19 protein-coding genes and 1 tRNA gene are annotated in these 23,997 nt (G+C 59.9%); 8 read left to right on the forward strand and 12 right to left on the reverse strand.

Going from position 1 to position 23,997, the window contains the following annotated elements; all coding sequences use genetic code 11:
* Window positions 1-96 precede the first annotated feature (96 nt).
* From gpmA to NQ519_RS15890, 4 genes are all read right to left on the reverse strand, one after another.
* A complete protein-coding gene (gene gpmA, locus NQ519_RS15875) occupies window positions 97-840 on the reverse strand; it encodes a 2,3-diphosphoglycerate-dependent phosphoglycerate mutase (RefSeq protein WP_019150182.1) in 744 nt (247 codons plus the stop codon).
* A gap of 2 nt (window positions 841-842) precedes the next feature.
* The gene (locus tag NQ519_RS15880; RefSeq protein ID WP_019150181.1) at window positions 843-1,862 is read right to left on the reverse strand and encodes a 2-hydroxyacid dehydrogenase; all 1,020 of its coding nucleotides are present in this window, start codon (window positions 1,860-1,862) and stop codon (window positions 843-845) included.
* 48 nt (window positions 1,863-1,910) lie between these two features.
* On the reverse strand, window positions 1,911-2,963 hold the full coding sequence (locus NQ519_RS15885) for a class I fructose-bisphosphate aldolase (protein ID WP_019150180.1): 1,053 nt from the start codon (window positions 2,961-2,963) through the stop codon (window positions 1,911-1,913).
* Window positions 2,964-3,040: 77 nt separating this feature from the next.
* The gene (locus tag NQ519_RS15890; protein ID WP_019150179.1) at window positions 3,041-3,889 is read right to left on the reverse strand and encodes a helix-turn-helix domain-containing protein; all 849 of its coding nucleotides are present in this window, start codon (window positions 3,887-3,889) and stop codon (window positions 3,041-3,043) included.
* A gap of 165 nt (window positions 3,890-4,054) precedes the next feature.
* Between NQ519_RS15890 and NQ519_RS15895 the strand changes: the two genes are divergently transcribed.
* From NQ519_RS15895 to NQ519_RS15925, 7 genes are all read left to right on the forward strand, one after another.
* Window positions 4,055-5,239, forward strand: a complete 1,185-nt coding sequence (locus NQ519_RS15895) for an efflux RND transporter periplasmic adaptor subunit (RefSeq protein WP_026076402.1) — start codon at window positions 4,055-4,057, stop codon at window positions 5,237-5,239.
* Window positions 5,240-5,242: 3 nt separating this feature from the next.
* Complete coding sequence (locus NQ519_RS15900) at window positions 5,243-8,428, forward strand: efflux RND transporter permease subunit (protein ID WP_019150177.1); 3,186 nt, start codon at window positions 5,243-5,245, stop codon at window positions 8,426-8,428.
* 3 nt (window positions 8,429-8,431) lie between these two features.
* A complete protein-coding gene (locus tag NQ519_RS15905; protein WP_019150176.1) occupies window positions 8,432-9,802 on the forward strand; it encodes an efflux transporter outer membrane subunit in 1,371 nt (456 codons plus the stop codon).
* Complete coding sequence (locus NQ519_RS15910; protein ID WP_019150175.1) at window positions 9,802-10,380, forward strand: TetR/AcrR family transcriptional regulator; 579 nt, start codon at window positions 9,802-9,804, stop codon at window positions 10,378-10,380. The genes NQ519_RS15905 and NQ519_RS15910 overlap by 1 nt, the downstream gene beginning before the upstream one ends.
* Before the next feature lie 356 nt (window positions 10,381-10,736).
* Window positions 10,737-12,023 (forward strand): O-acetylhomoserine aminocarboxypropyltransferase/cysteine synthase family protein, encoded by a 1,287-nt coding sequence (locus NQ519_RS15915; RefSeq protein ID WP_019150174.1) that lies wholly within the window; start codon window positions 10,737-10,739, stop codon window positions 12,021-12,023.
* A complete protein-coding gene (locus NQ519_RS15920; RefSeq protein WP_019150173.1) occupies window positions 12,023-13,057 on the forward strand; it encodes a homoserine O-acetyltransferase family protein in 1,035 nt (344 codons plus the stop codon). Before NQ519_RS15915 ends, NQ519_RS15920 begins: the two co-directional genes overlap by 1 nt.
* 166 nt (window positions 13,058-13,223) lie before the next feature.
* Entirely contained in the window at window positions 13,224-14,432 is a 1,209-nt protein-coding gene (locus tag NQ519_RS15925) for a homoserine dehydrogenase (RefSeq protein ID WP_019150172.1), read from the forward strand.
* Between the two features lie 40 nt (window positions 14,433-14,472).
* On the opposite strand, the gene NQ519_RS15930 is transcribed toward NQ519_RS15925, so the two are convergent.
* From NQ519_RS15930 to NQ519_RS15945, 4 genes are all read right to left on the reverse strand, one after another.
* Window positions 14,473-15,795: a fimbrillin family protein gene (locus NQ519_RS15930; protein ID WP_019150171.1), complete on the reverse strand. Its 1,323-nt coding sequence runs from the start codon at window positions 15,793-15,795 to the stop codon at window positions 14,473-14,475.
* Between the two features lie 245 nt (window positions 15,796-16,040).
* Window positions 16,041-16,114 (reverse strand) — tRNA-Asp (locus NQ519_RS15935).
* Between the two features lie 175 nt (window positions 16,115-16,289).
* Entirely contained in the window at window positions 16,290-17,492 is a 1,203-nt protein-coding gene (locus NQ519_RS15940) for an MFS transporter (protein WP_019150170.1), read from the reverse strand.
* 100 nt (window positions 17,493-17,592) lie between these two features.
* Window positions 17,593-19,023 (reverse strand): FISUMP domain-containing protein, encoded by a 1,431-nt coding sequence (locus tag NQ519_RS15945; protein WP_019150169.1) that lies wholly within the window; start codon window positions 19,021-19,023, stop codon window positions 17,593-17,595.
* A gap of 237 nt (window positions 19,024-19,260) precedes the next feature.
* Between NQ519_RS15945 and NQ519_RS15950 the strand changes: the two genes are divergently transcribed.
* On the forward strand, window positions 19,261-20,028 hold the full coding sequence (locus NQ519_RS15950; protein WP_019150168.1) for a CDGSH iron-sulfur domain-containing protein: 768 nt from the start codon (window positions 19,261-19,263) through the stop codon (window positions 20,026-20,028).
* 37 nt (window positions 20,029-20,065) lie between these two features.
* Here NQ519_RS15950 and NQ519_RS15955 read toward each other — a convergent pair whose 3' ends face one another.
* The 4 genes from NQ519_RS15955 to NQ519_RS15970 all read right to left on the reverse strand — a co-directional run bounded on the left by NQ519_RS15955 (window position 20,066) and on the right by NQ519_RS15970 (window position 23,996).
* The gene (locus tag NQ519_RS15955; RefSeq protein WP_019150167.1) at window positions 20,066-20,884 is read right to left on the reverse strand and encodes an alpha/beta hydrolase; all 819 of its coding nucleotides are present in this window, start codon (window positions 20,882-20,884) and stop codon (window positions 20,066-20,068) included.
* Window positions 20,885-20,951: 67 nt separating this feature from the next.
* Complete coding sequence (gene floA, locus NQ519_RS15960) at window positions 20,952-21,923, reverse strand: flotillin-like protein FloA (protein WP_026076400.1); 972 nt, start codon at window positions 21,921-21,923, stop codon at window positions 20,952-20,954.
* Window positions 21,924-21,935: 12 nt separating this feature from the next.
* Window positions 21,936-22,406, reverse strand: coding sequence for an NfeD family protein (locus NQ519_RS15965; RefSeq protein ID WP_019150165.1), 471 nt, complete (start codon window positions 22,404-22,406; stop codon window positions 21,936-21,938).
* Window positions 22,407-22,448: 42 nt separating this feature from the next.
* Window positions 22,449-23,996 carry a hypothetical protein gene (locus NQ519_RS15970; protein ID WP_019150164.1) on the reverse strand — a complete coding sequence of 516 codons (1,548 nt, stop codon included), beginning with the start codon at window positions 23,994-23,996 and terminating at the stop codon, window positions 22,449-22,451.
* Window position 23,997 lies beyond the last annotated feature (1 nt).

Genomic DNA, 23,997 nt, shown 5'->3' on the forward strand with positions numbered 1-23,997 from the left:
GAAGAGCGGTACAAAAAAGCCCGCTCAGAGAGCGGGCGGGAGCAGAAAACCGGTTCAAAAGCGACCGAACCGACAAGTGCCACTAAAAGGGGCGTCTTACGCCTTGCCCTGGTTGGCGACGGCCTCCATCAGTTTGGCGATCTCGGCGGGATCGCCCAGGAAATAGTCCTTCACATAGCCCAACCCCTCGTCGAATTCGAAGACGTAGGGCACGGCCGTCGGGAGGTTGAATTCCGAAATGGCCTCGTCCGAAATGCCTTTCAGGTTCTTGATGATGCCGCGCAGGCTGTTGCCGTGGGCCACGACCAGCACCTGATCGTAACGGGCCAGCGCCGGGAGTATCTCGCACTCCCAATAGGGCATCGTGCGGGCCACGGTGTCGCAGAGCGACTCGGTGCGGGGCAGTTCGGCATCGGGAATCCCTGCATAACGGGGATCGAGGCGCGGATTGCGCGGATCATCCTCGGCCAAGGGCGCGGGAGCCACGTCGTAGCTGCGGCGCCAGACATGCACCTGCTCGTCGCCGTACTTCTCGGCCGTCTCGCGCTTGTTCAGCCCCTGCAACATGCCGTAGTGCTTCTCGTTGAGCCGCCACGTCTTCGTCACCGGAATCCAGTCCAGATCCATCCGATCGAGCACGACATCGAGGGTCTTCACGGCCCGTTTCAAATAAGAGGTATAGGCGCATCCGAAATGAAACCCCTCCTTGCGGAGCGTCTCCCCGGCTTTCACCGCCTCGGCGACGCCCTTTTCGCTCAAATCCACATCGGTCCACCCCGTGAACCGGTTCTCCCTGTTCCATACGCTCTCGCCGTGGCGGAGCAAAACGATCTTTTTCATGGCTATTTTACGACTGCGTTTTCGGGTTCGGCGCGCACCTCGTTCACCAGCTCCCGGTGTTCCGAAAAATCGCTGATATTCTGCAACGTAGTATGCGCTATATTATCCAATGCTTCACGTGTGAAAAATCCCTGATGCGAGGTGACGATCACGTTGTTGAACGACAGCAGGCGCGCCAGCACGTCGTCGTCCATGATCCGGTCCGAGGTGTCCTCGTAGAAGTAGTCGGCCTCCTCCTCGTAGACATCCAGCCCCGCGGCCCCGATCTTCTTCTCCTTCAGCCCGTCGATCAGCGCCTCGGTGTGGATCAGCTGGCCGCGGCCCGTGTTGATGAGGATCACGCCCGGCTTCATGTGCGAGATGGCCACGTCGCCGATCATGTAGCGCGTCCTGTCGGTCAGGGGGCAGTGCAGCGAGATGATGTCCGCACGGCTGTACAACTCGTCGAGCGACACGTAGGTAATGCCTGCCTCGGCGGCGTAGCGCCGGTCGGGGTAGGGATCGTAGGCCACGACCGTCATGCCGAAGCCCTTGAGGATGCGGATCAGCTCGCGGGCGATCTTGCCCGTGCCGACGATGCCGGCGGTCTTGCCGTACATGTCGAATCCCAGCAGGCCGTGGAGCGAGAAATTGCCGTCGCGCGTGCGCCAGTAGGCGCGGTGGACCTTGCGGTTGAGCGCCAGCATCAGCGCCACGGCGTGTTCGGCCACGGCATGCGGCGAATAGGCCGGAACCCGCACCACGGGAATCCCGTAGCGGGCCGCGGCATTCAGGTCCACGTTGTTGAAGCCCGCACAGCGCAGCGCGATCAGCTTCACGTTCAGATCGGCCAGCTGGCGGATGGTTTCGGCGTCGGCCGTGTCGTTGACGAAGATGCAGACCGCATCGGAGCCCCTGGCAAGAGCTACGTTATTGGCGTTCAGATGGCTGCGGTGGTAGCATATATCGAATCCGTAAGCGTCGCGGATGCGCTCGAAAGACTCCTTGTCGTAAGGCTGTGTTCCGAAAAGCGTTATTTTCATAATTGCACGTTTGATTACTGTATAAGAACGTTTTCCACGGCCGCAATATTATGCGATCGTCACCTCGTCGTCGAGATAAACGTCCTGAACGGCGTGCAGCAGCGCGATGCCCTCCTTCATCGGACGCTGAAAGGCTTTGCGGCCGCTGATGAGCCCCATGCCGCCGGCGCGCTTGTTGACGACGGCCGTCGTGACCGCCTCTTTCAGATCGGACTCCCCGTGCGACTCGCCGCCCGAGTTGATAAGCCCCACGCGGCCCATGTAGCCGTTGGCCACCTGATAACGGCAAAGGTCGATAGGGTGGTCGGAGGTCAGTTCCGTGTAGACCTTGTCGCCGGTCTTGCCGAAGCCGACGGCCCGGAAGCCGCCGTTGTTCGACGGGAGTTTCTGCTTCACGATGTCGGCCTTGATCGTCACGCCCAGATGGTCGGCCTGCCCAGTGAGGTCGGCCGAGGCATGGTAATCGACGCCCTCCTTTTTGAATCCCTCGTTGCGCAGGTAACACCACAGGATCGTCGCCATGCCCAGTTCATGCGCCTCGTCGAAGGCGCGGGCGATCTCGACCAGCTGCCGGCGGCTCTGCTCCGAACCGAAATAGATCGTAGCCCCGACGGCCGCGGCGCCCATGTTCCACGCATCGCGCACCGAGCCGAACAGGACCTGGTCGTAGGAGTTGGGATAGGAAAGCAGCTCGTTGTGGTTGAGCTTGACGATGAACGGTATCCTGTGCGCATATTTCCGGGCCACGGCCCCGAGCACGCCGAAGGTCGAAGCCACGGCATTGCAGCCGCCCTCGAGGGCCAGCTTCACGATGTTCTCCGGATCGAAATAGGCGGGATTCGGGGCGAACGAGGCCCCCGCGGAGTGCTCGATGCCCTGATCCACGGGCAGGATCGAGACATAGCCCGTGCCGCCCAGGCGGCCGTTCGAGAGAATCCACCGGAGGCTGCCCAGCGTGCGGATGTTGCGGTCGGAATCCGTCCAGATGCGCTCCACGGTGTCGGGTCCCGGCAGGTACAGCGACTTCTTGTCGATCGTGCGGCATACGTGGGAGAGGTAATAACCGGCCTGCTCCCCGAGAATTTCAACAGTCTTGCTCATATCATCACTTTTTTAGGATTGATATTTCACTGCAATTCCGATTCCAAAAGCGCAGCACACTCCACCCCTCCCGGGCGTTATTTCCGCATATTCCGGTACTCGGTGGGCGACTCCCCGGTGTGTTTCTTGAAAAAGCGCCCCAGATACGACTGGTCGGGGAACCGAAGCCGGTAGGCGATCTCCTGCACCGAAAGGTCGGTCGATTGAAGCATCATCTTGATTTCGAGGATCACCGCCCGGTCGATGAACTCCTTGGCCGAACTCCTCGCCACGCTCCGCACGATGGTCGAGAGGTAACGGGTCGATATGCAGAGTTTGTCGGCATAGAACGCGACCTCGCGTTCCTGCGAGCAGTATTCGTGCACGAGGGCCACGAAACGCTGGAAAAGATCGGTCTGCCGCGTGGTGACCTCGGGCGTCCGCGGCTGCCGTGCGGCGAAGCGCTGCATCTTGTCGTAACTCTCCAGCAGCACGTTTTGCAGACGGTTTTTGATGATCGTATTGCGGAACACGTTGTTCCGGTCGCGGTAGGTGTAGGCCGCCATCTGGAACCAGATCGCAGCCCCTTCGACGACCCGCGCCGGAGGGTAGGAGATCGGCCGCTCGCCCAGGGTACGGAAGAACGAAGGGTCCAGACGGAACGCCGCCTCGGCGAAAAGATCGCGCGAAAAAGCGCAGAATGTCACCCTGAAATCCTCCGTGCGGTCGGTGAGCAGCAGAATCGAACCGGGCAGCAGCAGCACCATCGTATTGCGCCGCACCTCGCCCTGATACTGGTTGACGGATGCCTGCGCGCTGCCGCTGCGGCAGAACAGAAACGCCCCGCCTTCGATACGGCATGCGTAGTTGTCGAAGAAGGCGAAATCGGACTCTCCGACGACGAACTGCTCTTCCGGGGTGGTAATTATCGGATTCACCTGAGACATAATCATTTCTTTTTTCGAACAAAAATAATGAATTATTCGATAAATCCCCCGAATTTATTCCGAAAAGTACCAATTCTGTTCGCAATAAAAGGCATATCGGCACCGTTTTTAGAATACTTTTGCACCTGAAAAAGTTTTTTAGTTCAAAAAGTTAAAGGAAAAGTTATGAAGCAAACATTTGTGAAGGCTGCCTTAGCGGCATACTGCATGGCAGCCGTCGCCTGTGGGCAGGCGCCTACGGCAATGGGTCCCGGCGAATACGCCGTGATGACCGTAGCCACCACCGACCGCGAGATCCAGAGCAACTACTCGGCGAGCATCCGCGGCCGTCAGGACATCGCAATCTATCCGCAGGTGGCGGGCACGATCTCGGAACTCTGCGTCACGGAAGGCCAGCAGGTATCGAAAGGCCAGACCCTTTTCATCATCGACCAGGTGCCCTACAAAGCCGCCCTGCAAACCGCCGAAGCCAACGTCGCGGCCGCCAAAGCCAGCGTAGCCACGGCTCAGCTCACTTATGACAGCAAGAAAGAACTTTTCGCCAAGAACGTCGTTTCGCAGTACGACCTGTCAACGGCCAACAACAACCTGCTGACGGCCAAGGCTCAGCTCGCACAGGCCGAGGCACAGCGCGTGAACGCCGCCAACAACCTCTCCTATACGGTCGTGAAGGCCCCGGCCAACGGCGTGGTCGGCACGCTGCCGTACCGTGTCGGCGCACTGGTGAGCGCTTCGATCCCGCAGCCGCTGACCACCGTGTCGGACAACTCGGAGATGTACGTTTACTTCTCGATGAACGAAAACCAGCTGCTGAACCTCACGCGCCGCTACGGCTCGGTCGCCGAAACGCTCAAAAACATGTCGGCCGTGCAGTTGCAGCTCAGCGACGGTTCGATCTATGACCTGCCGGGCCGCGTGGAGTCGATCAGCGGCGTCATCGACACCTCGACGGGCAGCGTGTCGCTGCGCGCGGCGTTCCCCAACCCGAACGGACTGCTGCACAGCGGCGGCGCAGGCAACATCATCCTGCCGAGCATCTACAAGGATTGCATCGCCGTTCCGCAGGCCGCGACGTTCGAACTGCAAGACAAAGTGTATGTATATAAGGTAGTGGACGGCAAGGCATCCTCGTCGATCATCGACGTTGAGAAACTCTCGAACGGCCGCGAGTACATCGTGCGTTCGGGACTCACGCCGGGCGACGTGATCGTAGCCGAAGGCGTCGGCCTGCTGCGCGAAGGCACGCCCATCGTACCGAAGGGACAAAGTGGTGCCGTACAGGCTGCTCCGGCCGAGCAGGCTCACGCAACCGAAGCTGCCGAGGAAACTGAAACCGCAAAGGAGGAATAATCTATGACACTCAAACATTTTATCGAACGACCCGTACTGGCGTCGGTCATATCAATCGTAATCGTAATCGCCGGTATCATCGGCCTTGCGACGCTGCCCGTCGAGCAGTATCCGGACATCGCTCCCCCGACGGTCATGGTACGCGCCTCGTATCCGGGCGCCAGCGCCGAAACGATCCAGAAGTCGGTCATCGTACCGCTCGAACAGGCCATCAACGGCGTGGAGGACATGACCTACATGACTTCGAGCGCAGCCGTCGGCAGCGCTTCCGTAACGGTCTATTTCCGTCAGGGCATCAACGCCGACATGGCGGCCGTCAACGTACAGAACAAGGTATCGCGCGCCACCGGCCAGCTGCCCTCCGAGGTCACGCAGATCGGTATCATGACCATGAAGCGCCAGACCTCCATGGTGAAGATCTTCTCGCTGTACAGCCCCGACGACTCCTACGACGAATTCTTCCTGGCGAACTACTCGAAGATCAACATCGAGCCGCGTATCCAGCGTATCCACGGCGTCGGCGAGGTATTCACCCTCGGCGCCGACTACTCGATGCGCGTCTGGCTGAAACCCGACATCATGGCCCAGTACAAGCTCATTCCGTCGGACGTGACGGCCGCGCTTGCCGAGCAGAACATCGAGTCGGCGACCGGTACGCTGGGCGAAAACTCGCAGAACACGTTCCAGTACACGATGAAATACCGCGGGCGTCACCAGACGCCCGAAGAGTTCGGTGAGATCGTGATCCTGGCGAAATCCGACGGCACGATCCTGCGCCTGAAAGACATCGCCGACATCGAGCTGGGCAGCGAATCCTATGCCTACAAAGGCTACACCAACGGCCATCCGGGCGTCAGCACGATGATCTTCCAGACGGCCGGTTCGAACGCCACGCAGGTCGTGAACGATGTCAACGCGCTGCTGGACGAAGTGCAGGCCGAACTGCCGAAAGGCGTCGCCATCGCACACCTGCAAAGTGTGAACGACTTCCTCTACGCCTCGATGAAAGAGGTGGTCAAGACCCTCTTCGAGGCTATTCTCCTCGTGATTCTGGTGGTATACGTCTTCTTGCAGGACATCCGCTCGACGCTCATCCCGACCGCCTCGATCCTCGTGTCGCTGATCGGTACGTTCGGCTTCCTCGCATTCGCCGGATTCTCGATCAACCTGCTGACCCTCTTCGCGCTGGTTCTTGCGATCGGTACGGTCGTCGATGACGCCATTATCGTGGTGGAGGCTGTCCAGGCACGCTTCGACGTGGGATATAAGTCCTCTTTCATGGCCACCGTCGATGCCATGTCGGGCATCACGTCGGCCATCGTAACCTCGACGCTGGTCTTCATGGCCGTGTTTATCCCCGTCGCCATGATGGGCGGAACGTCGGGTGTGTTCTACACGCAGTTCGGTATCACGATGGCCGTGGCCGTAGGTATCTCGGCCATCAACGCACTTACGCTCTCGCCGGCCCTCTGCGCCATGATCCTGAAACCCTATCTCGACGAAAACGGCGAGATGCGCGACAACTTCGCGGCACGCTTCCGCAAGGCTTTCAACACGGCGTTCAGCGTACTGATCGGCAAATACAAGCACGGCGTACTGCTCTTCATCAAGCACAAGTGGCTGATGTGGTCAACGCTCGGCCTGGCTTTCGCGGCGCTGGTGCTGCTGATGAACTCCACCAAGACGGGTCTGGTTCCCGACGAGGACCAGGGTACGATCATGGTCAACGTCACCACGGCCCCCGGTTCCTCGCTCGCCGAGACCCACAAGGTCATGGAACAGGTTTCGGCACGTATCAACGGCATTCCGCAGATCCGCGACTACATGCAGGTGGCCGGTTACGGTATGATCGCCGGACAGGGATCGTCGTACGGTATGGCCATCATCAAGCTCAAAGACTGGGACGAGCGTCCGAACAAGGAGGACGACGTGAACGCCGTGATCGGTCAGATCTACGGACGCACCGCCGACATCAAGGACGCACAGATCTTCGCCGTGGCACCGCCGATGATCTCGGGTTACGGTACCTCGACCGGTTTCTCCATGAACCTCCAGGACAAGGCCGGCGGCGAGCTGAGCGACTTCTATAACGTCTATCTGCAATTCATCGGCGCGCTGAACCAACGTCCGGAGATCGCCCGCGCATACTCGACCTTCAACATCAACTTCCCGCAGTACATGGTGGACATCGACGCTGCGAAGGCCAAGCGTGCCGGCATATCGCCGACTTCGATCCTCTCGACGCTGGCAGGCTACTACGGCGGCCAGTACGTTTCGAACATCAACCGCTTCTCGAAGATGTACTACGTGACGATGCAGGCCGACCCGAAATACCGTCTCGACACCGAGTCGCTGAACAACGTCTTCGTGCGCTCGAACAGCGGCGAGATGGCTCCCTTGAGCCAGTTCGTAACCCTGAAGCGCGTATATAGCTCCGAAGTGCTGAACCGCTTCAACATGTACAGTTCGATCGCCGTGAACGGTATGGCCGCCGACGGCTATTCGTCGGGCGACGCCATCAAGGCCATTCAGGAGGTCGCCGCACAGGTTCTGCCCAAGGGTTACGGCTACGAGTTCGACGGCATCACGCGCGAGGAGGCGCAGACGGGCAGCAACACCGTTATCATCTTCGGTATCTGTATCCTGCTGATCTACCTCATCCTGAGCGCCCTGTACGAGAGCTTCCTCATTCCGTTCGCCGTCATTCTGTCAGTTCCGTGCGGTCTGATGGGTTCGTTCCTGCTGGCCAAGATGATGGGTCTGGAAAACAACATCTACCTCCAAACGGGTATCATCATGCTGATCGGTCTGCTGTCGAAGACGGCCATTCTGATCACCGAGTACGCCGCCGACCGCCGCGCCGCAGGCATGAGCCTCACGCAGGCCGCCGTATCGGCCGCCAAGGCCCGTCTGCGTCCTATTCTGATGACCGTCCTCACCTGCGTGTTCGGTATGATCCCGCTGGTACTCTCGCACGGCGTAGGTGCCAACGGTAACTCGACCCTCGGTGCGGGAGTCATCGGCGGTATGATCGTCGGAACGTTGGCGCTGCTGTTCATCGTACCGACGCTGTTCATCGTCTTCCAGACGTTGCAGGAGAAGGTCAAACCCCTGGAATTCGATCCCGATCCCCAGTGGGCCGTACGCGCAGAGCTGGAAGAGTGTAAAAACGAGAAAGAGGAGGAGTAACCCATGAAAAAGATCCTGATAATATGCGCTGCGGCGGCGCTGACCGGCTGCGGCATCTATAAACCCTACACCCGCCCCGAGGTGAACACCGCAGGGCTCTACGGCACGGCGGAGACCGCCGACACGACGACCCTGGGCGACATCCGCTGGCAGGAGATGTTCACCGATCCCCAGTTGCAGGCGCTGATCGCGCTGGCGCTGGAAAACAACACCGACCTGCAATCGGCAGGCTGGCGCGTGAAGGAGGCCGAAGCGACGCTCAAATCGGCACGCCTGGCTTACCTGCCGTCGTTCAACTTCGCTCCGCAGGGCAGTCTGAGCAGCTTCGACGGCTCGCCGACGGCGAAAACCTACTCGATTCCCGTGACGGCCAGCTGGCAGATCGACATCTTCAACGGCCTGACGAACGCCAAGCGCAAAGCCAAGGCGCTCTATCTCCAAAGCAAGGAGTACGAGCAGGCGGTGAAGACCCAGCTCATTTCGAGCGTGGCGAACCTCTACTACACGCTGCTGATGCTCGACAGCCAGTATGCCGTGACGGAGGAGACGGCCGCCAAATGGCGTCAGAGCGTCGAGACGATGCGCGCCATGAAGGATGCCGGCATGACCAACGAAGCCGGCGTAGCCCAGTACGAAGGCAACACGCTTTCGATCGAGGCGTCGTTGCACGACATCGCATACCAGCGCACGCAGATCGAGAATTCGCTCTGCTCGCTGCTGGGCGAGGCCCCGCACACCATCGGCCGCGGCAGTCTCGACAATCAGCAGCTGCCCGATGACCTGACGGTCGGCGTGCCCCTGCAAATGCTTTCGAACCGCCCCGACATTCGTTCGGCCGAATACTCGCTGATGCAGTCCTACTACGCCACGGCGAGCGCCCGTTCGGCTCTCTATCCGTCGATCACGCTGAGCGGCTCGCTGGGCTGGACCAACAGCAGCGGCGCAGGTATCGTCAATCCCGGCAAACTGCTCTGGAGTGCCGCAGGATCGCTCCTGCAACCGATCTTCAACGCCAACGCCAACCGCGCCCGTGTGAAGATCGCCAAGGCACAGCAGGAGGAGTCGCTGCTGGCGTTCCAGCAGGCGCTGCTCAACGCCGGCGCCGAGGTCAACAACGCTCTCGTGCAGAGCCAGTCGGCCCGCGCGAAGACGGACCTCCGGGCCCGCCAGATCGCCGCGATGGAGCGCGCCGTGGAATCGACCGAACTGCTGATGCAGCACGGTTCGACCACCTACCTCGAAGTGCTGACCGCACAGCAGTCGCTGCTGTCGGCCCGTTTGTCGCAGATTTCCGACCGGTTCGACGAGATCCAGGGCATCGTGAACCTTTACCAGGCTCTCGGCGGAGGCCGTGACATCACGGAGGAAAAATAATGAAACGGGGAGCGACCAAAGAGGAGATCATCCGCATCACGCGGGAACTCATCGCCCGGAACGGCATCCGTGCCGTCCGGGTCGATGAGATCGCGCAGACGCTGGGTATCTCGAAGCGCACCCTCTACGAAATGTTCGCCGACAAGAACGATCTGGTAGGCGCCTGTCTCGACTACATGAGCCACCAGCAGCGGGAACGCATCGTCGCTTGCAGCAAACGGCGCGGCGGCAATTCGCTGCAAAAGGTGCTCAAGCTGGCCAACGAGTATATGGACAACCTGTACACGGTGGACCCTCGTTTCCTGTCGGACATCCGCCACAAGATCATCTTCGCCGAACATTACGACGAACACCGGGAATTCTGGCACCGGGAGATCACGCGCTGGCTCGAAGCCAGCCGCGACGAAGAGCTGCTGCTTCCGGAGATCGACGCTCCGGCATTCGCAGACCGGCTGATGAACACGCTCTACGAACTGCGCCTGACGGGCACGGTCCGGGAGGAGCTCTACCTCTTCTGCCGCACCATTCTCCGCGGAGCGGCCACCCGGAAAGGCATCGAGCTGATCGACCGCCGGTAAAGCCGGACGCCACCGAACGAACGATCCGCAGGTTTTGTCCTGCGGATCGTTTTTTTATCGCATTATGCAAAGTTTCCGACAGCCCCGTCCGAGGCCGCAAAATCCCGCATTCGTCCGGACGATAAAATTTCCGCCGAAAAATGGCCGTTTCGAAAATTTTTTATATATTTGCGCCATAAGAGTTATGCAAGCGAAATGAACGCACGGAAAACATACGCATCCCACGACCGCGAAATGCTTCGCGGTATGATGATGGACATGATGATGTGCAGCCGTTCTCGCCGGGTGTAGCTCGATCATGCACTGAACAGATACAATCCGGCTTCTCTGAGGTCGGATTTTTTTATGAACAAATTATGGAAGCGAAAAACTACCGATTCGAAACCCTCCAAATCCATGCGGGCCTGCAACCCGACGAAGCGACCGGAGCCCGGGGCGTGGCGATCTATCCCACGGCGGCCTACCGGTTCAAAAGCTGCGACCGCGCGGCCCGGCTCTTCGACCTGAGCGAGGCGGGCAACATCTACACCCGCCTGCAAAACCCCACCACGACGGCTTACGAACAGCGCATAGCCGCCTTGTACGGCGCAGTGGGGGCGCTGGCTGTGTCGTCGGGCATGTCGGCCATCCTGGTCACGGTGCTCTCGCTGGCCTCCGAGGGCGACAACATCGTCGCCTCGCCGTTCCTTTACGGAGGCACCTACAACCAATTCCGCATCACGCTGCGCAAACTCGGCATCGACTGCCGCATCGCTTCCAGCGAACGTCCCGAGGATTTCGAGGCGCTGATCGACGAACGCACCAAGGCGCTCTACGCCGAGAGCATGGGCAACCCGACCTGCGCCGTGCCCGACCTCGAAGCGCTGGGCGAACTGGCCCGGCGGCGCGACGTGCCGCTGGTCATCGACAACACGTTCGGCGCCGCCGGCTACCTCTGCAACCCCTTCGAGTGGGGTGCGAACATCGTCGTGGACTCCGCGACCAAGTGGATCAACGGCCACGGCACGGGGCTGGGCGGCGTCATCGTGGACGGCGGCAACTACAACTGGTCGAACGGCAAATTCCCGCAGATCGACGGCCCTTCGGAAGGGTATCACGGGCTGAATTTCCACGAGGCGTTCGGCCCGGCGGCGTTCATCGTGAAATGCCGCGTGGACGGACTGCGCGACATGGGCTGCGCCCCCTCGCCGTTCGACTCCTATCTGATGCTGATCGGCCTCGAAACCCTTTCGCTGCGCGTGAAGCACGAGGTGGAATCGGCGCGGAAACTGGCCGAATACTGCCGCTGCCACCCCAAGGTGGAGCGCGTGAGCTTCGTGGGATTCGACACCCATCCGAGCCACGAGAACGCCCGCAAATACTATCGCTTCGGCTCTTCGGCGGTCTTCAACGTCGAGCTGAAAGGCACGCTCGAAAGCACCGTTCGCTTCGTCGAGTCGCTCCGGCTGGCGGCCAACATGGTCATGATCGGCGACTCGATCACGGTAGTGACCCATCCGGCATCCACGACCCATAAACAGCTCAGCGACGCCGACCTCGCAGCGGCGGGCGTGACGCCCACACTGCTGCGCATCTCGCTCGGGTTGGAGAATGCCGACGACATCATCGAGGATTTCGAACAGGCTTTTTCCAAAATAGACTGATGGAACCGCAGATATACATAGCCCCCGGACCTTTCGAACTGGAAACAGGCCACACGCTGCCGGAACTGCGGATCGCCTACCACACCTACGGCACGATGAACGCCGCGAAGGACAACGTGGTGTGGGTCTGCCACGCGCTGACGGCCAATTCGAACGTCGCCGACTGGTGGCCCCACACGGTCGAGGCGGGGCGTTTTCTCGACCCCGCGCGGTATTTCGTCGTTTGCGCCAACATCATCGGTTCGCATTACGGCACGACGGGCCCGCTGCACGTCAATCCCGCCACGGGAAAGCCCTGGTACCGGGATTTTCCGCCCTTCACCATCCGCGACATCGTCCGGGCGCACCGGCTGCTGGCCGAAGCCCTCGGCATCGGGCGCATCGCAACGCTCGTGGGCAGTTCGGTCGGAGGGTTTCAGGCCGTGGAATGGGCCGTCACGGAACCTAAGCGGATCGAGCGGCTGGCGCTGATCGCCACCGACGCCAAAGCCTCGCCCTGGACCATCGCCATCGACGAAACGCAGCGCATGGCCATCGAGGCCGACACGACCTTCGGGGAGCCGCGCGACGATGCCGGAATGAAGGGGCTTGCAACAGCCCGGGCCATCGGCCTGCTGAGCTACCGCGGCCCCGAGGGCTACAACCTCACCCAGCAGGACCGCGAAGAGGCTCCCGCGGTGCACCGGGCCTGCACCTACCAGCAGTATCAGGGCGAAAAGCTCTGCCGCCGCTACAACGCCTATTCCTACTACGCAATCCTCAATGCGTTCGACACCCACGACGCAGGGCGCGGACGGGGCGGTGTGGAACGGGCGCTGGCGGGCATCGAAGCCCGCACGCTGGTCGTCGGCATCACCACCGACATCATCTTCACACCGGCCGAGATGCGGCGCCTGCACGCGATGATCCCCGGCAGCACGTACCACGAGATCGACTCGCCGTTCGGCCACGACGGCTTCCTCGTGGAGTACAAACAGCTGAACGAGATACTTCTCCCCTTCATGCAAGGTGAAAGTTTTCACGTAACACAATAAACTCACACGGATCGAGAACGCTCACTTTGCCGCGAAGCGGCATATAAGCCCCCGCCTGGGGCGGGGGTTTGGGGGTGGGTCGGATTTGCAAACGCAGCGGAACGCTGCGACAACAGCCGTCCGAAGAGGAAAATGGAACAAAAACTGATAACAAACCTATACGCTTATGACCAAGATTAAAATCGGACTGTTCGGATTCGGCGTCGTCGGACAGGGCATCTATGAAGTGGTGCGCAAATCGAAGAACGCCCACGCCGAGATCGTGAAGATCTGCGTCCGCGATCCCAAAAAGCCGCGGAAGATCGAAGCGGACCCGTCGCTTTTCACCACCTCGGTCGATGAAATCCTCGACAACCCCAACATCAATCTGGTCGTCGAGGTCATCGACGACGCCCGGGCGGCCTACGACATCGTGAAACGGGCCCTGCTGCGGGGCATTCCGGTCGTGTCGGGAAACAAGACGATGCTGGCCCGGAACCTCCCGGAGCTGATCGACATTCAGAAAACGCGCAACGTGGCGCTGCTCTACGACGCCTCGTCGTGCGGTTCGATTCCGGTGATCCGCAACCTCGAAGAGTACTACGACAACGACCTGCTGTTGGAGGTGAAGGGCATTCTGAACGGCTCGTCGAACTACATTCTCTCGCGCGTTTTCGACCACAAGGACTCCTACGCCAACGCACTGGCGCAGGCGCAGGCGCTGGGTTTCGCCGAGAGCGACCCCTCGTTCGACATCGAGGGCTACGATTCGCTGTTCAAGCTGGTCATCATCACGGTGCACGCCCTGGGGACCTACGTCGCCCCGGACCGCATCTTCACCTACGGCATCTCGACGATCCACGATTCGGACATCCGGTACGCCCGCGAAAAGAACGTGAAGATCAAACTCGTGGCCCAGGTGGTGAAGGTGAGCGACCGGCACTTCACGATGTTCGTCATGCCGGAGTTCGTGACACCCTCCAAGTACATTTACAGCGTGGACGACGAATACAACGGCGTGGTGATCCGCGGCGAGTGCTACGACCGCCAGTTCATGTTCGGCAAGGGGGCGGGAAGCCTGCCCACGGCCTCGTCGATTCTGAGCGACATCATGGCGCGGCTGAACAACTACCGCTACGAATACAAGAAGATGAACTACATCGAGAAACCCGACTACACGACGGACATCACGCTGAAAATCTACGCCCGCTACAAGGAGACGGAGGTGCAGAAAATCCTGAATTTCTCGAAGATCCACGAGCAGTTCACGAGCGAGGAGAGCAACTACGTGATCGGCGACATTCTGCTGAGCGAGCTGATCGAAAAACGGTCGCAGCTCTCGGGCAAGGATGTCTTCCTGGCCAACATCCCGATCTTCTTCCTGAACCGCGACTGAAAACAAGCAGGTCCCGCTCTCAGAGCGGGACCTGCCGTTTTCAATCCTTCACGCAGCGGAGCGGAAAATAATATCCGATCGGCATATCCTTAACGGCAGGCGCCGAATCGCCCGAGTAGAAAAGACAGCAAACCCGGCCTTCGTCGAAAAGACTGCAACTAAGCAGATAGCCTTTGGTCTTATCGCCATAGTCCGTCCCCTTATGAAACCCGGCGTAACTGAGGAAACCGTCCGGAAGTTCGGCGCTCTTACCCATCGCGTCGAGTTCCGCAGCGGTGGGAATATGCCATCCGGCGGGGCAGATGCCCTGCACGGGCGCATCCCCGGCGGTCACGGCGCTGCCCGTCGCCGTCGCATAATTGTAGAGCATCCCTGCGGACAATCCGTCCTCGGAGGGCCACATATCCGTTCCTTCCGACGCACCCGCAGGCTTATAGCGCAGGTTCTCGGCCATCCACACCTGTCCGCCGATCGTCGCCGTAGGGTAGGTGTCGCCCCCGTAGTTCAATTCTCCGGTATCACCGCCGGTATCGTCACCGCCATCGCCATCGTCACCGTCGAGCGAACCGCCCTCGCCCCAGTCGTTGATGTCGCCGCTCAGCGAAACCGACATGTCGATCTTGGTCAACGTGACCGACATATCGTACTGTTTGCCGCTGACGAGCTGCGCCGACGCGACGGTCTTGCTGTGGCTCTTGCCGTCGGATGTTCCGACCGTGACGGTCAGCGCCGCCTGCTGGGGAACCAAGATCACGCGGTAGGAAGTGCCGGACTCCTCCTTGAAAGCCCTGATCTCCGCGACAGCGGCGTCCGCCTTCGCCGCAGCCGTCGGGACAGTCAGATCCACGGTCGCCGTCGGCACGAGCCCGCCCACGGAAACGGAAGTGACCGTTGCGCCGGAGTTATTCGTCAGAAAAATGGTAAGCTGCGACATCAGGTGGTAGAAAACCATACCTACCGGAGCGCTCCCGGGCTTCACGTCGCGCTTCACGGCTCCCAGCAGGTCCGACGAGGCGCAACCGCCGGTCTGGTCCGCCGCCACGGTAAATTCCGCCGGCACGCCCGCCGAAGAGTAGGGATGATAGGCCGTGAGCGTAGAGGTTTCGTTCAGGTCGTCGTACCACAGCAGTCCCGACCCCGAGAAGGCCGAACCCTCGTAGGTCATGGGATGATTCTCGGCATAGGGTTGCTCCCCTTGGAGGATGGTCAGCCCGATCTGATCCCCGTTATCGAAATGGAGGCCCGAAACACGGGTTTTGATCGTCGGCACGATTTTCACGGAAGGATGTGCGTCCTGTTTTTCGGTGCAGCCGGATATGACGGCACTTGCAGCCAAAACGGCTGCGAGTAAAATTTTGTTCATAATAATATAAAGAATTGCATTCTGTTGCGACCTTTCAGAACAAAATTAACGATAAAAAATGAGAAGCGGAAATATCAGGTCGATAATGATTCTTCGCCAGCTAAATTTGGAGCCTGAAAATCAAGGATGATGAAGTGCAATTCATATCCATTTCCCGCCGATTCCGGCAGTAAGATTCAGCAGCACATTTAGAATAGAAAAAAAGGGTACAAATCTTGCAAATGCTTGATTTATACCCTTTCTTGCGGTGCGTAGGGGACTCGAACCCCTGACCCCGTGCGTGACAGGCACGTATTCTAACCAGCTGAACTAACGCACCATTCCGGTTATTGCGAGTGCAAAGATACCGTTTTTTCTGAAATCCGCAAATATTTACGGTACATTTTTTTGTTTTTACTGTGCCGGAGTTCCCGTTTCATCGGTTTTGCACCCCGCCCAAACGTCCCGCGGACAAGCCTTTTTCAAATTGGATTGGTCCAAAAAGAAACTTTTCGTCAACTTTTATAATACGATTCGTCGAGCCCGAGCGTGAAATTCCCGCGGCGGCGCCACGTGACGAGAGCCACGACAAACACCAATGCGGCGTTGAAAAAGAACGGAAACCGGTCGCTGTGGGTGTGAAACAAGTGCCGGAACAGATCCACGATAAAGGGGCAAACCATCACGGCCAGGTAGTTCATCGCCATAACGAACGACAGCGCCAAGGTCGCCGAGCGGGGCGGGGCGATGGTGGCGGCCTTGTCGTAAACGACGGGCTGCATCACCCCGTAACCGAATCCCGCGAGCAGAGCCCCGATGACGAGCATCGCCTTGCCGTGAAAAATCCCGACGCACAACAACCCCGCGCAGACCAATCCCAGCGATACGAGGTTGACATTCCGTTTCAACCGGTCGATGATCCGGTCGATGAAGAACCCCGGAAGCATGATAGCCAGGAAAAACAGCGCGATCAGCACCCCCGAAAAGGAACTGTCGATCTTGTAGTCGTCGATCAGGAACGAGGCGTAGAACGCCACGGCAAGCACGGCATAGGTGACGAAGAAATAGAACAGCATCAGCCCCGCCAGTTTGCCGCGGTCGATGCGCTTGTGGCGCAGCTGGATACTCTGCTCGGGCTCGGGGTCCGAACGCTGCCGTTTGAGGAAGAAAGAGAGCGCCAACGAGATGCCCGGCAGCGTGTAGACCAGAAAGGGCAGGTGCCAGTTAACGTCGGCCAGATAGCCCGTGACCACGGTGGCTATCACGAGCGTCAGATTGTTGATCGCCGAGCTGTAACCCAGCTGCCGGACGCGGTAGTCGCCCGTGAAATAATCGACAATCAGACCCGTCGAAAGGGGAATGACCATACCGGCCCCGATGCCGAGGATGCAGCTGATGACAATCAGCCACGTCATACTGCGGGCGAACAGGCACGCCACGCCGCTCAGAAAGAAAATCGAGAGTCCGACGACCAGAATCGTGAGTTTGTCGCGGCCTTCGGAGAGCCTTCCCGAGAGCAGTACGAAGGGGATTATCAGCAACGACGGCAGCGACGTGAGCATCTGGATTTCGAGGTCCGTAACCTTGGGAAACACCTTATTCAAGTCGCCCAGAATGGGGGATATGGCCAGTCCGGGCAGCGAGGCAATAGCCGACACGGACCAGATTGCCAGCAGGACGACGAGCGATACGGAACCTTTTCCTGTATTGATTTTCATAGCCTGGGATTTTTAGCATCCCGCCCCGCAACAGTTATACCAAACAAAACGGGCCGGCGACAAGGCCGGCCCGACGGTTGGGTTTCTTCGTAAGTTTGCGTTACTCCGCTTTCACGCAGCGCACCGGCATGCCGTTGGCACGGGCATAGGGCACTCCGTTCTCAATGCCTTTGGAGGTGCTTTTCTTCTCGAACCAGAAATGCAGCGCCGACGACTGCGTACCGGTCCCTGCATCGGCCGACCAATAAAGTCCCTCCCAGGGCTGCGCCTCGTCCGCCGTGCTCCGCACGTCGAACGTCTGGACAGGAGCAGGGGCATACAGGTTCTGAATCGAACCGTTGTCGTAACGGCGGCGGCCCGCACCGATAAACAACGACTCGGAGTCGTTCCAGCCCAGCGTCCAGCCGTATTTGTCGGCATCGCCCGCCTCGGGAGTATTTTTGACAAGCAAATCGTTGAAAGCCGCCGAAGGAGCCACGCGCCAGCCGTAGGGGCAGGGGTCGTTGGCGGTCTTGGTGTCGTCCCACAGATCGTCGGAATGGGCGCTCCACAGCCAGTCGTACTCCGAACCGGAAACGCCCGTGATAAACGTCAGCGGGTTCCGCACGGCGTAGTCCATCGTTCCGGATTCGGCACTCGATGTCTCGGTCTTCATGTAGACGCGGCTGCCGCTGCCGTTATACATGCTGGCCGACGCGCCGTTGGCGGCGTTGTACGAAGCCGGACCGATGAACGGGTCCTTGCGGCCCCATTGATAATAAAGCCCGTAGGAGGCGAAAATATTCTCTACCGACGAATTGTCGTTGGCCAGCGCTCCGAGGTTGCGGTCCATCATCTTAAAACCGTTGAAATCGACCGCCGACGCTTCGGGATCGTAATTCACAGCCCAAATGTGCCAACTCCACATCAGCGTGCCGCCGGCGTCGTAGGCTCCGATCACGGCGTTGCCCTCCTTGATCTTTTTCTCGTCGTCGCTGTCAGCCCCCACGTAGAACGACACCATGCCGTCCTCCCGGAGTTCCGCGTACTGAATCAGCCCCGACTTGCTCTGCCACACGACATCCACCGACGCCGGAAGCACCGCCATAAGGTCGCCCCGGAACATGGAACTGATCAGATAGTTGGTCTCGGGTTTGCTGACGATGTAACTGTTGGCAGGCTTGCCGCTCAGATCCTCGGAGTTGACCACCCCCACGAAAAGCGTCGCCGAAACCGACGAACCGCCCTTGGGCGAACCTGCCAGCACCAGCGAACCGGTCTTCGCCTCGTCGTCTTCGAAGGATACGGGAGCCGTGATCGTCAGGGTCTGTGCCGCGAGGTCGATCGCCGGCTCGACCCAGCCCGTAGGTTTGTTGGTCACCGAGAGATTTTGGAGGTTGACAGCCTTGAAGCCCACCTTTACGGTCTGGCCAGCCGACAGGAACACCGCCGGAGAGTCGAACGAAAGAGTGCCCGACTCCTTGTCCTTGCTGCACGAAGCGAAAAATGCGATGGCCGCGACGGCGCAAACCAGCCCTGCGAATCTTTTCATATAATCTTTACTTTATTTCAGTTTCAAAATCCGTCACAAAGGTAATAAAAATCAGCCGGGAGCAAAACCGAATCGCGGACAATTCTCGTAAAACCCTCCAATAAATAGAAAGGTCGTTGCGACCCCGGCACCCAAAACAGTGAAAAGCGGGACAATTCCCATAAGCACCTCCCGAATAATTGCATTTGGGAACAATTATTGCTTTCGGTTCTCTAACGAATCAGAAACGCATATAGTATGTCGAAATTGAAAATCGAGACGGGAAGTTCCCCCGCCGGGGAAGGTTTCAGCATCACCGTGACCGAAAAAGGGCCCTATCTGGTCTACGGGCGTCCGCCGCTGGCCGAGCAGTTCATCATGCCCAACGAGAACAACGAAAGCTGGTATTTTCAGGAGGGGCGCCACTTCTCGACCGAAGCCGAACCCACGGCGCTATGCCGCTGCGGGGCGTCGAAGCGCAATCCCTACTGCGACGGAAGCCACGAAAGAGCCAAATGGGACCCGACCCTCACGGCGCAATCCGAACCGCTGCTCGACAAGGCCGAGGTGATCGAAGGGGGCACGCTCGACATGACCGATAATCCCGAATACTGCGTTTTCGCGCGCTTCTGTCACCCGGCGGGCGACGCATGGGCGCTCACCGAACAGTCGTCCGACCCCGAAGCGCGCCGGATGGCGATCCGCGAAACGTCGATGTGCCCCAGCGGCCGGCTCACGGCATGGGACAAAAGTTCGGGAAAGCCTTTCGAATTCCGCTTCGAGCCCAGTCTCGGGCTGATCGAGGACGTCACCATCGGCAGCAGCGGCGGACTGTGGATTCGCGGCGGCATCCCCCTGCGGCGCGAGACGGGCAAGACCTACGAAATCCGCAACCGCGTGGTCGTCTGCCGCTGCGGACAGTCGGCGAACAAACCCTATTGCGACGGCACGCACGCCGCGATCAAGTGGCGCGACGACCTCGAAGGGGAACCCGTCGGCGAAACGCTTCCCGAAGAGGTCTACTGAAACGAACGAGAGAGCCCGCAAGGCTCTCTCGTTCGTTTCAGTTCCGAGGCGTCTGCCGCTGGAAATAGCGGTGGAAAAAGAGCACCTGATAGGGGAGCGAGTTGGACCAATAAGCGAAGTTGTGTTCTCCGGGGCGCGTCAGAAAATCGTGCCCCACGCCGCGCTGCATCAGCTTCTCGTGCAGATTCATATTCACCCGATAAAAGAAATCCCGATAACCGCAGTCGATCACGAGGGCCAGCTCGCCGTCGCGGAGTCCGTCGATCTGGTTGATGACCGTATGCGCATCCCAGCGTTCGGGATTCTCTTTCAGTTCGCCCAGCTGCTTTTTCATCTCCCACGAATCGGGGAAAGGGCGTATGTCCACACCTCCGGAGGTCGAACCTGCGGCCCCGAAGCGGTCCTTATGGCGCAGAGCGGTCCACAAGGCCCCGTGACCGCCCATGCTGAGGCCTGTGACGGCGCGCCCTTCGCGCGAGGGGATCGTCGGGTAGTGCGCGTCGATCCAGTCGGGAAACTCCTGCGAGACGAAGGTCTCGAACTGCGACGCAGGATCGAGGGGGCTGTCCCAATACCAACTGTTCTCGCCGTCGGGGCAGGCGATGATCATGCCGTAGGCGTCGGCCAGCGGACGCAGGTCCGTGATGTTGCGCTGCCAGGTCATGTACGAACCGCTGTAACCGTGCAGCAGGTAGAGGACGGGCATGCGCCGCCCCGCACCGGCGTCGGGAACCACGACCAGCGCCGGAATGTCGCGCTGCATCTTCGCGCTGAAAACCGCCACGGTATCGATCCTTGCCGCAGAGGCGGTCGCCGCGGCGAGGAGGAAGCAAAGGATCAGAGTGTATTTTCTCATAGCGTTCGGAATATTTCACAAAAAAGGGTACGCACGACGCGCACCCCCGATAACAAATCCCTCGGAGTTATTTCTTCTCCGGTTTCGCAATGGTCTCGCGCATCTGCGTGTCGGCCATGATATTCTTCATCTTGTAGTAGTCCATGACCCCCAGATTGCCGCTGCGGAAGGCTTCGGCCATGGCCAGCGGCACCTCGGCCTCGGCCAGAATCACCTTGGCGCGGGCGTCCTGCGCCTTGGCCTTGTTCTCCTGTTCGAGGGCCACGGCCATTGCGCGGCGCTCCTCGGCCTTCGCCTGGGCGATGTTCTTGTCGGCCTGCGCCTGATCCATCTGCAACTGGGCGCCGATGTTCTTGCCCACGTCAATGTCGGCGATGTCGATCGATAGGATTTCGAAAGCCGTTCCGGCATCGAGGCCCTTTTCGAGCACCACGCGCGAAATCGAATCGGGATTTTCGAGCACGATCTTGTGCGACGCCGCCGAACCGATCGACGAAACGATGCCTTCGCCGACACGCGCCAGCACGGTCTCCTCACCGGCTCCGCCGACCAGCTGCTTGATGTTGGCGCGCACCGTGACGCGGGCCTTGGCGATCAGCTGGATGCCGTCCTTGGCCACGGCGGCCACGGGAGGCGTATTGATGACCTTCGGATTCACGGACATCTGCACGGCCTCGAACACGTCGCGGCCCGCCAGATCGATGGCCGTCGCCATCTTGAAATCCAGCAGGATATTGGCTTTCTGCGCCGAAACGAGGGCATGCACCACGTTCGTAACGTTGCCGCCGGCGAGATAGTGGGCTTCCAGTTCGTTGGGATTGAGCGAAAGGCCGGCTTTCGTGCTCTCGATCATCGAGGAGACGATCACCGAGGGCGGCACCTTGCGCCAACGCATCAGGACGAGTTGCAGCAGGCTGATGCGCACGCCCGACACCAGCGCCGAGAACCACAGTCCCACCGGGATGAAATAGAAGATGAGCCAGATCGCAAAGAGGCTCACGAAGACGATCAATACGATCATTCCTGCCTGTAAATCCATAGTGTAGTGTTGTTATTTGATAGTTTTGACGATAACGCTGAAATTCTCGAAGCCCACGACCTCGACATCGCGCTGCGGATCGACATAGGTTCCGAGCGACTTGGCCTCGTAGGTGCGTCCGCCGATCTCGACCTTGCCCATGGGCGAGAGGCGCGAGAGAGTCACGCCGCGGTCACCGACCTGCAACTCCTCGGAGGGCAGGAGGGGCGTACTCGACGAGCGGATCTCCTGTTTGAGCGAAAAACGCTGCCATGTCTTCGCCCGCAGGGAGATGACCGTGACGACGAGCGACAGCGCCAGAATGATGACGATGACCAGAATCCCCGCCCCGGTCCCGAAGTCGCGGAAAGCGAGGTAGACCGAACTTCCGTAGCAGACCAGCGCCAGCAGAGCGCCGATCGACACGCCGGGCAGCAGGACGAGTTCGGCCACCAGAAACAGCAGGCCGAAGAAAACGAGCAGTACGATATAGAATATCTCCATAAGGCTGTATAATATTGCAATAAAGATAGGGAAATTTTTCGGTTATTCGGCGATCTCGGCGACTTTTATTTCCAATGCGGCGTCCGCTTGCCGTATGGCGTCGGCCAGCCGTTCGGCGACGGCCCTGTCGTCGAACGACCCGACGATGAAGAGCTGCTGTCCCACGCGGGAGAGTTCATAGCCCCCGGCCGCGGCGGCGATCACCTGCTTCACCTCGTCCGAAAGGGCGTCGGTCCCGGTGATCTCGACCCGGTAGAGGAGCTTTTGCGAATCGGGTTCGAGCGACAGGTTGCGATACGCACCGTCGGTCCACACCACGATTTCGGGCCGCACGAAGCCGCGTTTTTTCAGCAGCGCCTGCGCCGCCTCGGCCTCGTCCAGCGTGGCGAAACCGCCCGTATAGTAGCACCACTTGCCGGCATCGTTCACCAGATAGAAGAGCGGGTAGGCCCCCCGGAACGTCGCCGCGGCGCGTTTGGTGTTGTAGGTCCCCAGCAGGATGCGGTAAATCGTGCCGTTGGCGTAGACCTTGCATTCGGGGATCGGATGCTGGTAGGAGTATTTCGGCGTCGAAGAGAAAGCCACGCTGTCGTAGTCGAGGAAATAGCGCTCGGCGACATCGACCCGCGGCAGGCGGTAGTCGATCGCCTTCAGCTGCGCCGCCACGCCTTTCAGCGAATCGCGCGCGGCGTCCAGCCCCAAAACGCCGGCCACCGAAGCCTCATAATCGACGATCACCCGCTTGCGCAGCAGATAGTCCGCCACGGCGTCCGAAGCCGTCTCGTCCTGCAACGCCGACAACTGCCGCGCAGCCTCCGAGAGCTCCTCCTCCTCGCGGGCGAGAATATCCTCCTTGCCCATCTTGTCGAGCAGATAGCCGTAAGCGTAGTTCTTGTTGTCGAAGATGTAGTTCCACGTCGCGGCCAGCGAGTCGGCCAGCACGCCGTTCATCCCCTGCAAAGTCTTGTAGCGTTCGTATATCTCGATGGCTTCGGCCTCGGTCTGCACCGCGGCGTAGGATTCGGCCAGTTCGGAAAGCGTCCCGTGGTTGGCGAAATAGCGGTTGACATAGTCCACGGCCCGCATTTCCAACCGCTGGGCATTGCGCAGGGCCTCATAATCCCCGGCCGGGAGATGCTCGCGGAAGTAGAGATTGTCCACCAGATTGCGGACCTTCAGCGAATCGGGAACCGTCGCCGCAGGATCGGCCGCAGCGGGTCCCGCAGGCTGCTGGGCCGCACCGTTCAGGTTGGCCAGGACCCACTCCTGTTCGATGGTGTTGATGCGGTCGATCAGACGCCCTTTGGCGTTGCGGATCTCGAAAATCCGGCTCTCCTGCTGCAAAATCTCCTGCGAAAGCTCCTGACGCCGCGAAGGGTCCTCGCGCAGCCGCTGGCGCATGCGCTCCACGGCGTTCACGATCGAATCCTCGCGCAGCTGCAACTGCGCGTCCTCACGCAGCAGCGACATGTACTCCGCGTTGCCTTCCAGCCCGGCGATACGGGCCTCCACCTTCGGCTGCTGGGCATGCAGCGCACCGGCAGTCAGAAAAGCCGCGCCCAGCGCATATATGAAAACCTTGCGAAACATA

The sequence above is a fragment of the Alistipes senegalensis JC50 genome (assembly GCF_025145645.1).
Classification (GTDB): Bacteria; Bacteroidota; Bacteroidia; order Bacteroidales; family Rikenellaceae; genus Alistipes; species Alistipes senegalensis.